This is a genomic window from Pseudomonas triticifolii, assembly GCF_014358015.1.
GTDB classification, from domain to species: domain Bacteria; phylum Pseudomonadota; class Gammaproteobacteria; order Pseudomonadales; family Pseudomonadaceae; genus Aquipseudomonas; species Aquipseudomonas triticifolii.
Genome location: NZ_JACONV010000002.1, coordinates 98,884 through 111,819 on the forward strand (window position 1 = coordinate 98,884; position 12,936 = coordinate 111,819).

At 56.4% G+C, this 12,936-nt stretch carries 13 protein-coding genes and 1 tRNA gene; 2 read left to right on the forward strand and 12 right to left on the reverse strand.

Annotated features, from left to right (window positions below; all coding sequences use genetic code 11):
• Positions 1-106 precede the first annotated feature (106 nt).
• Both H8S56_RS05135 and H8S56_RS05140 read left to right on the forward strand, forming a co-directional pair.
• Positions 107-2,596, forward strand: a complete 2,490-nt coding sequence (locus H8S56_RS05135; RefSeq protein ID WP_187518059.1) for an ATP-binding protein — start codon at positions 107-109, stop codon at positions 2,594-2,596.
• A gap of 71 nt (positions 2,597-2,667) precedes the next feature.
• Entirely contained in the window at positions 2,668-3,738 is a 1,071-nt protein-coding gene (locus tag H8S56_RS05140) for an HD domain-containing phosphohydrolase (RefSeq protein ID WP_187518060.1), read from the forward strand.
• Positions 3,739-4,023: 285 nt separating this feature from the next.
• Here the strand turns inward: H8S56_RS05140 and H8S56_RS05145 are convergent.
• The 12 genes from H8S56_RS05145 to ruvA all read right to left on the reverse strand — a co-directional run bounded on the left by H8S56_RS05145 (position 4,024) and on the right by ruvA (position 12,848).
• A tRNA-Lys gene (locus tag H8S56_RS05145) sits at positions 4,024-4,099 on the reverse strand.
• 63 nt (positions 4,100-4,162) lie between these two features.
• Complete coding sequence (gene queC, locus H8S56_RS05150; protein WP_163032189.1) at positions 4,163-4,837, reverse strand: 7-cyano-7-deazaguanine synthase QueC; 675 nt, start codon at positions 4,835-4,837, stop codon at positions 4,163-4,165.
• A 16-nt stretch (positions 4,838-4,853) separates the two neighbouring features.
• A complete protein-coding gene (gene queE / locus H8S56_RS05155; protein WP_187518061.1) occupies positions 4,854-5,501 on the reverse strand; it encodes a 7-carboxy-7-deazaguanine synthase QueE in 648 nt (215 codons plus the stop codon).
• Between the two features lie 171 nt (positions 5,502-5,672).
• Entirely contained in the window at positions 5,673-6,488 is an 816-nt protein-coding gene (gene ybgF, locus H8S56_RS05160; RefSeq protein WP_080266022.1) for a tol-pal system protein YbgF, read from the reverse strand.
• 6 nt (positions 6,489-6,494) lie between these two features.
• Positions 6,495-6,992, reverse strand: a complete 498-nt coding sequence (gene pal / locus H8S56_RS05165) for a peptidoglycan-associated lipoprotein Pal (RefSeq protein ID WP_004879156.1) — start codon at positions 6,990-6,992, stop codon at positions 6,495-6,497.
• A 52-nt stretch (positions 6,993-7,044) separates the two neighbouring features.
• Positions 7,045-8,346, reverse strand: coding sequence for a Tol-Pal system beta propeller repeat protein TolB (tolB, locus tag H8S56_RS05170; protein WP_083185900.1), 1,302 nt, complete (start codon positions 8,344-8,346; stop codon positions 7,045-7,047).
• Positions 8,343-9,413 carry a cell envelope integrity protein TolA gene (gene tolA, locus H8S56_RS05175; RefSeq protein ID WP_187518062.1) on the reverse strand — a complete coding sequence of 357 codons (1,071 nt, stop codon included), beginning with the start codon at positions 9,411-9,413 and terminating at the stop codon, positions 8,343-8,345. The genes tolB and tolA overlap by 4 nt, the downstream gene beginning before the upstream one ends.
• Positions 9,413-9,877 (reverse strand): protein TolR, encoded by a 465-nt coding sequence (gene tolR, locus H8S56_RS05180; protein ID WP_002554654.1) that lies wholly within the window; start codon positions 9,875-9,877, stop codon positions 9,413-9,415. The genes tolA and tolR overlap by 1 nt, the downstream gene beginning before the upstream one ends.
• Positions 9,878-9,891: 14 nt before the next feature.
• Positions 9,892-10,587, reverse strand: coding sequence for a protein TolQ (gene tolQ / locus H8S56_RS05185; RefSeq protein ID WP_004879148.1), 696 nt, complete (start codon positions 10,585-10,587; stop codon positions 9,892-9,894).
• Complete coding sequence (gene ybgC / locus H8S56_RS05190; RefSeq protein ID WP_024686234.1) at positions 10,577-11,044, reverse strand: tol-pal system-associated acyl-CoA thioesterase; 468 nt, start codon at positions 11,042-11,044, stop codon at positions 10,577-10,579. Before ybgC ends, tolQ begins: the two co-directional genes overlap by 11 nt.
• A gap of 136 nt (positions 11,045-11,180) precedes the next feature.
• Positions 11,181-12,239 carry a Holliday junction branch migration DNA helicase RuvB gene (ruvB, locus tag H8S56_RS05195; protein ID WP_024686233.1) on the reverse strand — a complete coding sequence of 353 codons (1,059 nt, stop codon included), beginning with the start codon at positions 12,237-12,239 and terminating at the stop codon, positions 11,181-11,183.
• Entirely contained in the window at positions 12,240-12,848 is a 609-nt protein-coding gene (gene ruvA, locus H8S56_RS05200; RefSeq protein WP_004879141.1) for a Holliday junction branch migration protein RuvA, read from the reverse strand.
• Positions 12,849-12,936: the final 88 nt, after the last annotated feature.

Below are 12,936 nucleotides of genomic sequence, written 5' to 3' on the forward strand. Positions count from 1 at the left end.
GTAATCCCCTTTTCTCCAATGAGCTGGACATTTTGAGAGACCGGCCCAAGAATGATATCAAAATAACATTATCCGCTCGAAATGCCGCGACGGCAGGAAGCACACCATGAGCCAGGTCAAGCCTAGCATCGAGTTCCGCCACTGGATCTGGCGAGCTTTTTTGCGAACTAGCCTCGTGCCCTTGGTCGTGGTCGAACTCGCCTTGCTGACTGCCTACTTTCTGGCCAACCAATCAATTCTCGATTCGCAAAGCAACTATCTGCACCAAAACGCCACTCGTGAGCTGCAAGCCTCGGTAAAACAGAACGCCGACATTGTTGATAGCGAGTTGGAGCAGATCAGCTCGTTGTCTCAGCTGCTGGCCAGCACTGTCGAAACGGAGCTCGCCGAAACGCTCCCCTACGAGCCAGCCAAACTAGCCACCAGCCCGGACGGCGTACGCTATAGCGATGTTAACGATGGAGGCGCCGCGTCGTTCTACTCCAATATCACACCGCTGGATCGACAGGACCTGGACATGGTCTCTCGCCTGAAACGCGTGGACTTTATGCTCAAGGCACTCAAGGATGGCAATCCGCTGATCACCAGCGTGTATTTCAACAGTGCCGACAGCTACAACCGCATTTACCCCTGGATCGATACCCTGGCCCAGTACCCTCATGACATGAACATACCGCTGTTCAATTTCTATTACCTGGCAGACACCAAACATAATCCCCTTCGCATACCGGTGTGGACCGACGTCTATTTAGATCCGGCGGGCAATGGCTGGATGATGTCCGTGGTCACGCCTGTCTACATAGGTGACACCCTTAAAGGCGTTGTGGGTATCGACGTCACCGTGGATGCCATTCTGCAAAAGATTGCCAGACTCCACGTTCCCTGGGCGGGGTACCTGACGCTGGTCAGCAAGGAACACACCATCATGGCTCTGCCAACAGAGGCCGAAAGCGACTTCGGCGTACCGCCGCTGGAAAGCAGCGCCGTTTACACAAAGATCAGACGCGAACACTTCAAGTCCTCAGAATTCTCCCTGGCATCCCATCCGGACCTTCGTGCTCTTGATTCGGCGCTAAAACTCCAGCCAGAAGGGCTGATTTCCGCAGAACTGGACAAGCGCACTCACCTGATGGCCTGGAGCAAGATCCGCTCGGCAGAATGGAACCTGCTGGCTGTGGTTGAGGAGCACATTGTCATGCAGGAAATCCAGCATCAGGCAAAACACTTTCAATATGTCGGATACCTGATGGTCGCAGGCCTGCTGGCTTTCTATGCCGTTTTTTTCGCCTACCTATGGATGCGCTCGCGTAGTCTGAGCCGACAAATCAGCCTACCCATGCTCGGGCTGGCCAACATGATGCGCGAAATTGGTCAGGGTAACTGGGCTCCGCGGGCTCCTCGCTCAAGCATCAAAGAATTGAATACCATGTCCAGTAAAACCCTGGACATGGGCAGGCAACTGGACGCAGCCGACGCTCGTCAGAGAGCCGCCCAGCAACGCCTTCAAATCGTGCTGGAAAACGTCACCGAAGGCATGTGGGAATACACGCCCCAGTCGGACACCTTCATGTTCAAGGGGCCTCTCTGCACACGCTTTGGGTTGCCAGCAACAAACGTCTCGCCCAAGCACCTGCTGGGCCTCATGCCGGAGGAGGATCGGCAAGGCTTCTGGCGTCTGCTCGAAGCCGTCCAGGCCAAAGAGGCCTGCGTAGCCGAAGTCGAGTTTCGTCTGCCTGACCGGCAGGGAGAACTGATCTGGCTGCTTTGTCGCGCCAGCACGCTGAGCAGTCCTGCCACTTGCAGCACCACAGTTGTCGGCACGTGTGTCGACATCGATACCCTCAAGCAGGTCGAACACGATTTACGCGAAAAAACCATTGAGGCCCAAGCAGCAAGCCAGACGAAATCGCGCTTCATCTCCAGCATGAGTCACGAACTCAGAACGCCGCTGAACGCGATTCAGGGGTTTGCCCAACTCAGTCAACTGCACCCCGACGTAAGCCCGGCACAAGCACACGCCTACACCCAAGAGATCATGAACGCCAGTAAACACCTCCAGCAGCTTGTGGAGGCTTTGCTGGAGTGGTCAAGCCTGCAGGCTGAAGCACCACGCCTCACACTCAAACCCGTTGATGTCGAGACCTTGTTTCAAGAATGCTTCGCGATGATCACACCGCAGACCTTTGCTCAAGGTCTCTCACTGAAAATACGGTCGCTGCCACAGCCGTGCCTTGTCATTGCCGATGGTAGACGTGTCAAGCAGGTGCTTATCAACCTTTTAACGAACGCAGCTAAATACAATCGGGCGAATGGGTCTATTGTCATCGGAGCTGAAGTTGATGAGCAGCAGCAGGTTGTTCGTCTTTTTGTCGAAGATACCGGACAAGGCATTGATGCTGAACTGCTGGAACAACTGTTCCAGCCCTTTCAACGCTTGGGCAAAGAGAACTCGAAAATCCAGGGAACCGGGATCGGTCTCGCACTGTGTCGGGAACTGGCGGAACTCATGAACGGCAAGATGGGGGTCATCAGCAAGGTCGCAACAGGAAGTCGATTCTGGATAGAGCTGCCGATGGGTTTTAGCCAGAACGTGTAAGGAGTCAAGCAACCCTTGTAGGCAAAGTCGCCAAGACCTGTTCCGTGCAGAAGTCTAGGAAGGAGTAACAGATGTTCTCGACCATCAGAGGCGATGCAGTCATCGTCATCATCGACGATGTAGCCACCAACATTCTCCTGCTGGAGTCATGTCTGCGTGCCTTCAACTTGCAGCACATTCGAACCTTCTCGAACTCCGCAGACGGTCTGCAATGGTGTCGGGACAACGATTGGGACCTCCTGCTGCTGGATCTCGATATGCCTTCCCCAAATGGCTTCGATATTCTCGACGCCTTACAGGGCAGGGACCGAACCGTCTCGTCAATCATCATCGTCACCGCCCTGGATGACCCGCATAGTCGGCGTATTGGTCTTGAAAAAGGCGCCAACGATTACATCTGCAAGCCCATCGATATGCCTGAGGTCTTGTTGAGAGTTCGTGGCTGCCTGATGCTTGCGCAAAGCAGCCGTCTGTTAAAAGCTGCCAAGCACGAGCTGGAGCTCAAGGTGGAGCAACGCACTGCACAACTTCAGGAGAGCTACCGCGCTATGCTGCGCAGCTTGAGCCGTGCCGCCAGTTACAGAGACAATGACACCGGCAACCACATCGACCGCATCGGGCAGTCGGCGGCGCTGCTGGCGAGAAAAATCGGCATGCCAGCAAGCTGGTGTGATCTGATCAGACAAGCAGCGCCCATGCACGACGTAGGCAAGATAGGTGTGCCCGACAGCATCCTGCAAAAACCTGGTCCGCTCACGAGCGAAGAACGTGCACAGATGCAGACGCACCCACGCATCGGGTACGAAATCCTGCACGACCCTCACGGCTCGGGTTTAACCGATATGGCCGCAGAAATTTCCCTCGGGCATCACGAAAAATGGGACGGCAGTGGCTATCCTTCTGGCCTGAAGGGTGAAGACATTCCTCTGAGCGCAAGAATTGTTGCCCTGTGCGATGTCTATGACGCCTTGCGCATGGTCCGCCCCTACAAGCCGGCGTGGGACATCGAAGCCGCCGCGAGCTACATCAAAGAGCATGCCGGCAGCCATTTTGATCCTGTATTGAGTGACGTTTTTTGCGAAGTAATCAACGAACTCGAAAGGCTCAAACTCGTCCATGAGGAGCACATGGAAAATAGCTGATCACACTGGAATTTAGTGAGCATTCACTCTTGAACGCAAGGGCCAGGCCGTACGGAACATTGCGTAGTCAGCGAACGGGTTGAAACGGGGATCTGCATAAACCTGTGTAGACTTCTACGCAGCCCCTGTCTCCGGAATCGATGTGGCCAAACGTGATCTCGAAGTCACGGCAGTCGTAAACCTTACGAAGGTGCCTGACCACGCAGATCTGCATCGCATGACGATCGTCAAGGCAAAAAAAAATCTGGAAATCCGCATTTTCATGGGCCTTCCAGATTTTCGAAATGGTGGGTCGTGTGGGATTCGAACCTACGACCAATTGGTTAAAAGCCAACTGCTCTACCAACTGAGCTAACGACCCTCTGTTGTGTGGCGCGTATATTACTGATTTTTATGAGTAATTCAACACCTATTTTTAAAAATTTTAAAAATAACGTGTCGGGTCTGCTACGCCGGCAGCGGCAAAGCCTTCTGCGCGCAGACGGCAGCTGTCGCATTTGCCGCAGGCACGACCCTGGTCATCGGCCTGGTAGCAGGAAACCGTCAGTGCATAATCGACGCCCAGCGCTGTGCCCGCCTTGACGATGTCGGACTTGCTCAGGTTCTGAAGCGGAGCGCGGATGGTGAAGCCCTGCCCTTCCACTCCGGCCTTGGTAGCCAGATTGGCCATACGCTCGAACGACTCGACAAACTCGGGACGGCAATCCGGATAACCGGAATAATCCACGGCATTCACACCAATGAAGATGTCACGCGCGCCCAAGACTTCTGCCCAGCCGAGCGCCAGTGACAGAAATACGGTGTTGCGTGCAGGCACGTAAGTGACGGGGATGCCTTCTGACGGCGCTTCAGGCACTGCGATGGAGCTATCTGTAAGCGCAGAACCGCCAATTCCATTGAGGTTGAGGCCGATGACCTTGTGCTCGATGGCCCCAAGGTCGCGAGCCACCTGTGCGGCTGCGTCGAGTTCGGCGCGGTGACGCTGCCCATAGTCGAAACTCATGGTGTAGCAGGCGTAGCCTTCAGCGCGCGCCATGGCAACGACCGTTGCGGAGTCCAGGCCACCCGACAACAGGATGACGGCTTTTTTCTCGGTCATGGTCAATTCAGTCATTTCAGCGCCCCGGCTCGTCGTCCCAAAGAAATTTATGCAGTTGCATCTGCAAACGTACTGGCAGGTTGTCAGCCACGATCCAGTCGGCCAGATCACGACCCTTGAGCTCATGATGGCTGGCAGAGAACAAAACTTCGCCAGCACGACGATCAAGCCCGTACTGAATCAGTTTGGAAACCGCCCAGTCGTAGTCCTCACGCGAACAGATCACAAACTTGACCTGATCGTTGGACGTCAGCAACTCGATGTTTTCGTAACGGTTACGCGTGACCTCTTTTGACCCTGGGGTCTTGAGATCGACGACGCGGCTGACGCGAGGGTCAACAGCGGAGATATCCAGTGCACCGCTGGTTTCCAGCGAGACCTCATATCCTTCGTCACACAGACGCTTGAGCAACGCAATGGCGTTGGGCTGCGCCAGTGGTTCCCCGCCCGTCACACAGACGTAGCGGGGACGGTAAGCCGCGACCTGCCCCATGATGTCATCGAGCGACTGAATGGTGCCGCCGGTGAACGCATAAGCGCTGTCACAGTACTGGCATCGCAAAGGGCAGCCGGTCAGGCGGACAAATACGGTGGGCAGCCCAGCCGTACGGGTTTCACCCTGTAACGAGTGAAATATTTCGGTGATGCGTAATGTGTCTTGCATATCAGCCACGGGCGTAACAGCTAAACAGGCCGTCCGCCTCCGTCAGGCACTTCAAGGAACCCTGCACTCGCAGAATCCAGCGAAGCGTAATGTGTACCGGAATTTCGGGTGCGAGATTCTAACGAAAAAAGCCGCGACGAGCGCGGCTTTCTTGATTTACGAGTCAGGACATCAGAGACGCTGAAGGTCTCGCTGTGCCAGCTGAGCGGCGGAAGTACCCGGATACTGGGCAACAACCTGCTGCAGAATGCCTTTGACCTTGTCATTATGACCCAGGCGGCGTTCAACATCCGCCAGCTTGTACAGCGAATCAGGCACTTTGGCGTGTTTCGGATACTGCTGACTCACTTTGGCGAATGCCTGACCAGCGCCTTGAAGGTCACCTTTAGCCAGATTCACTTCGCCCAACCAGTACTGGGCATTGCCCGCGTACGAGCTGTTCGGGTATTTGCGCAGGAATGCGGTGAAGGCCTGACTGGCCTTGTCGAAATCCTTCGCCTTGATCAAATCGAAGGCCGCTTCGTAATAAAGCTTTTCCTTCGCCGGATCAGGAGGCTCAGTGCCTGCTGCCGGTGCCTGAGCGGCTGGAGCCGAAGGCGTCCCACTGGCGTCAACTGCGCCACCAGAAGGTTGAGAATTATTGGTAGCCGGAGCGGCAGCGCCACTGGCTATACGTTGATCGAGTTCCTGATAACGCTCCAGAGCTTCCTGCTTCATGCGCTGGATGTCGTTCTGCTGGACCTCGACAACACCGCGCAAACGCGCGATTTCGTCCTGCATTTGTTGCAGTTGCATGAACAGCTGACCTTGTGCCGAGGGAGGAGGTGTAACCCCTCCCCCGGCATAGGCGCCGGACGTGCCATAACCCGCTGGCGGATAACTGCTGCTGCCAGAGCCAGAATTGTTATCGACCACAGGAGCCGCACCCAACGCTGAAAGCGGAAGGGCGAGGGCCAAAACGGTTAGAGCACGTCGGCACGTTCGCATGTCAAATTACTTACGCAGTTCGACGCGACGGTTCTGAGCCCACGACTGCTCGTCGTTGCCAGTAGCAACTGGACGCTCTTCGCCGTAGGAAACCAGTTCCAGCTGAGCTGGGGAAACACCTTGCAGTACTAGGTAGCGCTGAACGGCTTTCGCACGACGCTCGCCCAGTGCCATGTTGTACTCACGAGTACCACGTTCGTCGGTGTTGCCTTCCAGAACAACGCGAGCGCCGTTAGCTTTCAGGTCTTTAGCGTGCACGTCCAGGGAGCGCATGGCTTCTGGCTTCAGGTCCGAACTGTCGTATTCGAAGTAGAAGGTGGTGATTGCGCGCAGTGCAGCTTCTTCGCTCAGGGAGCCGTCAACAGCGCCAGTGTTGGCACCGTAACCAGCGTTAGGGTCGACAGCGCCAGCGCCGGCGTTATCGCCGCCTTTGGACGAGCAACCTACAGCTACAGCCATGGCCAGAGCCAGCGCAGCAAACTTACCAAACTTCAGCATTTCCATCTTGAAACTCCTAATGAACCCCAGTGTGTTAAGCAAATCGTGTAGCGCCGCGTCAGTTCAGGTAAGGGGACCAGGAAGGTTCTCTGACTTCGCCTTGAGCGGTAGGAAGCGGGAGCCTTACGCGTCCGTTAATGGACACGAGCATCAAGACTCCCCGGCCCTGCTGGCGGGTGGCGTAGATTACCATGGTGCCGTTGGGCGCAACAGTAGGCGACTCATCAAGGTTGCTATCTGTGAGGATTTTTACGCTTCCGCGGGCCAAATCCTGCACGGCGACCTTGAAATTAGTGAAGCCTTCCTGCCTGTGAATCATCACCAGCGTCTTTTCATCGGCTGACAATTTCGGATTGGCGTTGTAGTTACCCACGAACGTAACACGTTCGGCACCACCGCCATTGATATTGGTTTTGTAGATTTGCGGCTTTCCACCACGGTCCGACGTGAAGTAGATCGTCGAGCCATCCTTGCCGAAGAACGGTTCGGTGTCGATGGAAGAGTCATTGGTCACACGGCTCAACTGACGCGAAGCCAGATTGATCACGTAAATTTCCGGGTTACCGTCCTTGGACAGCACGAATGCCAGCTTGGTGCCATCCGGCGACCACGCAGGTGCGCCGTTCAGGCCTTCGAAGTTGGTGATCTGCTCGCGACGCCCGGTATCGATGTGCTGAACGAAGATGCGCGGACGCTTCTGCTCGAACGATACATACGCAATACGCTTGCCATCCGGCGCAAAGCGCGGCGACAGGATCGGCTCGCGGGACTGCAACAACGTCACTGCACGCGCACCGTCGTAGTCCGAACGCTGCAGGGTGTAACGCGTATTGTTTTCCGAGAAACGCTCTGCCGTGACGTACAGCATGCGCGTCGAGAACGCACCCTTGATGCCGACGAGCTTCTCGAAAGACTGGTCGGCAATGTAGTGCGCCATGTCACGCAACTGGTCGTTGGTGCCGGAAACGTTACCGGTCAGGACCTGTTGCTCGGTAGCGACGTTGAACAGCGCATATTGAATCTGCAGACGACCGCCTGCAGGAACAATGTTGCCGACCATGACGTACTGGGCACCCAGTGCTTTCCAGTCACGGAAAATGACTTCGCTGGCCTGAGTCGGCAAGCTGATCATGTTCTGCTTCGGGATCGGCGAGTAGTAGCCGGAGTTGCGCAGGTCATTGCCAATGATCTCCGCCATGTCTTCCGGCAGCACATTGCCGCCCTGCCAGCCAAACGGCACGACAGCGATCGGGGTGGCACGGTCACTGCCGCTGGTGACCAGAATGTTCTTTTCTTCTGCGGCCGCAACTCCGGCTGCACAGCAGAGAACGAAAAGCAGTCCTCGAAAAAGGTTGATCACAAGGCTAGATCTCCAGGTGTGAATGTCATCTTGAATGAACGATACGGAGCGAAGTCAGCAGGCTTGAGACCTTGCATTTCTGTCAAACGCCCAATGTTTTTCACCGCAGCAACCGCAGAGCTATCGAACGGCCCGTCACCACTTGACTTGGCAACCACAACCGAAGTGATGGTGCCGTCCGGCAACATGTTAATCCGCAACTCTACCGTCATGTTGTTACGTGCCGATGGAGGACGACTCCAGCCTTCGGATGCACGCACACGAATCAGATCGTCGAAGCTGCCAGCGGTTTCCGCACCCTGCTCATCTGCCTTAGCCTGTTGGCGTTCCGTTTTATCGGACAGCAAATCGGCCAGTGCCTGCGCCTTCTTGTCTTCGGCAGATTTACGAGCGGCTTCCTGCGCTTTCTTGGCGGAGTCGGCAGCGGCTTTCTTCTTAGCGTCCTCAGCAGCCTTCTTCTTGGCGTCTTCAGCGGCCTTTTTCTTGGCCTCGTCAGCAGCCTGCTTCTTGGCTTCCTCGGCAGCAGCCTTCTTGGCGTCTTCCTCGGCTTTCTTCTTCGCTTCGTCTTCAGCTTTTTTCTTGGCTATGTCGGCCAGTTGCTTTTCTTCAGCTTTTTTGGCGTCGGCGACCTTCTTGGCCTCATCAGCTTTCTTCGCATCGTCAGCCTTTTTGGCTTCCTCTGCTTTCTGCTCGGCCTTCTTGGCTTCGTCGGCAGCCTTTTGTTCTTCCGCTTTTTGAGCGGTCTCTTCTTTCTTTTGTTCCGCAGCTTTAACAGCTTCCTGTTTCAACTGCTCGATTTTCTTCTGCTCCAGCTGCTCGACTTCAGTCTGTCGCGCAGCAGTCTTCTTCGCCTCGCCAGCAATTTTCTGGTTGGTCTGGGTCGTCGCCTGACTTTTGGACTTGAGCTGGTAAAGCGTTGCCTGAACGATAGGCTTGGCTTCAGGCAGATCGGGCGTCATGGCAAAGCTCACGAACAGCATGCCAAAAATCAGGATATGCAACGCCACAGCCCAGACACTGGGCCAGAAATAGCTTTCCGAGGCAGTCGGCTCTCGAATCGGCTGCATCAGGGTGCCTCGGTAATCAGGCCAACGTTCCCGACCCCGGCTTTCTGCAGCCCGCCCATCGTGCCCATGACAGAACCGTAATCAACAGTCTTGTCACCACGAATGAACACCTGTGTCTGCTTGCCGGCATCACGTCCGGCAGCGACGATCTTGGTGACTGCGGCCGTCAGCTGCGGCAGGGTCATCGCCTTGTCCATCTGCTTGTCGGTGTCGACTTCGCTGCCAAGGTTCCAGTAATAGGTCTTATCAGCCTTGATCGAAATGGTCAGGACCTGGTTGTTATTGTCTTGCGGCAAAGCCTCGCTGGAGACCTTGGGCAAGTCGACCTTCACGCCCTGGTTGATCATGGGAGCCGTCACCATGAAAATCACGAGCAGCACCAGCATCACGTCGATGTAGGGCACTACGTTCATTTCTGCGACCGGCTTGCGTTTTCTGCGTCGATCTCGAGCGATTAAAGCCATGGGGGATTACCTGCTCACTCTTCGCTGGTGTGCACTTTACGGTGCAGGATGGCCTGGAACTCTTCAGCGAACGTGTAGTAACGGCTGATCAGGGTCTCGCTGCGTGCGGAGAAACGGTTGTAGGCGATAACGGCCGGGATTGCCGCGAACAGGCCAATGGCTGTCGCGATAAGGGCTTCGGCAATACCTGGTGCTACGGTGGCGAGGGTCGCCTGCTGAGCGGTCGCCAGACCACGGAAGGAGTTCATGATCCCCCAGACGGTACCGAACAGACCAACGTACGGGCTGGTAGAACCCACGGTTGCCAGAAACGACAGGCCGGATTCCAGTTTTTCTTCCTCACGGGAAATGGCCACGCGCATGGCACGGGCCACACCTTCCATCACCGCATCAGGATCAACGCCGGACTGCTGACGCAGACGGGAGAATTCCTTGAAACCGGCACGGAAGATCTGCTCGACACCCGAATCCGGATCAGGATTGCTGCCTGCCTGACGGTACAGCTTGGACAAGTCGATACCCGACCAGAAGCGCTCTTCAAAGCTGTCCAGTGCACGTCGACCTGCACGCAGCATATTGCTGCGCTGAAAAATCACGATCCATGACGTGACCGAGGCGGCCACCAGAATCAGCATCACCAACTGAACAACAATGCTGGCATTGCTGACCAAACTCCACATGGAGGAATGGTCGACGACGTTAGCTTCCACGCTTTATCTCCTGCTCTGAATGTGTACCCGCGCCACTCTGGACGGCAAAGGCCGCGCGCAGAGTTTCGGGAATGGCCCGGGGTTTCAAACTATCGGCGCGTACGCACGCCACCAAGAACTGCCCCTCACAGAGCAGCGTTGCATCCGACGCCCGCCTGACTTGCTGTTGAAAGCGCAGGCTGACACGGTTCAATTCGATTACGTCTGCACTGACGAGCAACTCGTCATCCAGCCGCGCCGGCTTGTGATAACGCGCTTCGCTTGTGTGCACGACAAACAACAGGTTGTCCTGCGCCATTGCGGACTGGGCAAACCCAAGCTCGCGCAGCCGCTCGGTACGAGCCCGCTCCATGAATTTCAGATAATTGACGTAGTAGACGATGCCGCCGGCATCGGTGTCCTCGTAATAAACGCGACAGCGATGTGCGAACGACTGAACCCCGTTTTGCGCGCGCATACTCTAGTGCTTACTCCTCACGTTGCCAATCGGGTCAGGCAACTGTTTTTCAACGATTTGCCGCTTATTGCCTGTAACACTTGCGAGACTGGCAATCTGACCACGCAAACCGCGAATAAATCGCAGGTCTTCGCTTTTAATCGGCCGCGTCATCAACAAATTCCTCCGACACCGGCAACTCGCCCATCCTTGAGGGGATGTTCAGACCGAAGTGCAGATAGGCGTGACGCGTCACCACACGGCCGCGAGGTGTGCGCATCATATAGCCTTGCTGGATCAAATAGGGTTCGAGGACGTCCTCGATCGTGTGGCGCTCTTCGCTGATGGCGGCTGCCAGGCTGTCCACGCCCACCGGACCGCCGTCGAACTTCTCGATCATGGTCAACAGCAAGCGCCTGTCCTGGTGGTCGAACCCATGTTCGTCGACATCCAGCAGGTTCAGGGCCTTGTCGGCGGTCTGGCGGGTAATCTGCCCATTGCCGCGCACTTCGGCGAAGTCGCGCACGCGGCGCAGCAGACGGTTGGCGATACGTGGCGTGCCGCGAGCCCGACGAGCAATCTCGAATGCGCCCTCCGGCTCGATGACCAGCCCCAAGATCCCGGCTGACCGGGTCACGATGGTCGACAAATCGGCGATGCTGTAGAACTCAAGGCGCTGCACGATACCGAAACGGTCGCGCAACGGGTTGGTGAGCATGCCGGCGCGGGTGGTCGCTCCGACCAGCGTGAACGGCGGCAGATCGAGCTTGATGGAGCGCGCAGCAGGCCCCTCCCCGATCATGATGTCCAGTTGAAAGTCTTCCATTGCCGGATACAGGACTTCTTCCACAATGGGCGACAGCCTGTGTATCTCGTCAATGAAGAGCACATCGTTAGGCTCAAGGTTGGTCAGAATCGCGGCCAGATCGCCGGGCCTCTCCAGTACAGGACCTGAGGTGCTTTTGATCGAGACCGACATTTCCTGAGCAATGATATTGGCCAGCGTGGTCTTGCCCAGGCCCGGTGGCCCGAAGATCAGCGTGTGGTCCAGCGACTCGTTACGGCCTCGCGCAGCCTGGATGAACAACTCCATCTGCTCGCGGACAGTCGGCTGGCCGATGTAGTCGGCCAGGCTCAGCGGGCGAATCGCACGGTCCAGTTGCTCGTCACGATCACGGCCGCCGGTGGCGGTTATCAAACGGTCGGCATCTATCACTTATCCCATCCCCTTCAATGCACGCCGGATGAGATCGGCACTGCTCAAGTCTTTTTCCTTGATGGCAGAAACGGCCTTGCTCGCCTCCTGAGGTTTGTAGCCCAGCGAAATCAAGGCGCTGACCGCATCGGACTCAGCCGACGCCACAGGTTCGGCCTGATTCGGACCACTGGAAACCAGAGTGAAGGTACCGGGCAGCGATTCCCAGGCCTTGAAGCGGTCCTTGAGTTCCACCAACAGACGCTCGGCAGTCTTCTTGCCGACGCCTGGAATACGCGTCAGCGCCGAGGTGTCCTGAGCCTGAACGCAGCGCACCAGCTCGTCGACCTCCAACCCCGACATCAATGCCAGTGCCAGCTTGGGGCCAACGCCATTGAGCCGGATCAGTTCTCGAAACAGTTCGCGCTCGCGCTTCTCGTAAAAGCCATACAGCAGATGTGCGTCCTCGCGGACCACAAGATGCGTGTGCAGGGTCACAGGCTCGCCAACATGGGGCAACCGGTAGAGCGTGGTCATGGGGACCTCCAGCTCGTAACCGACGCCATTGACGTCCAACACCAGGTGCGGAGGCTGTTTTTCGGCCAGAAAGCCGCGTAAACGTCCAATCACGTATCAGATCCTTTCGTGTTGCCTATCGCTTGCGCGAAAAAGTTGGAGACAATCATCACAGGAGTTGCCAGACCTGCAAGTAAAAAAA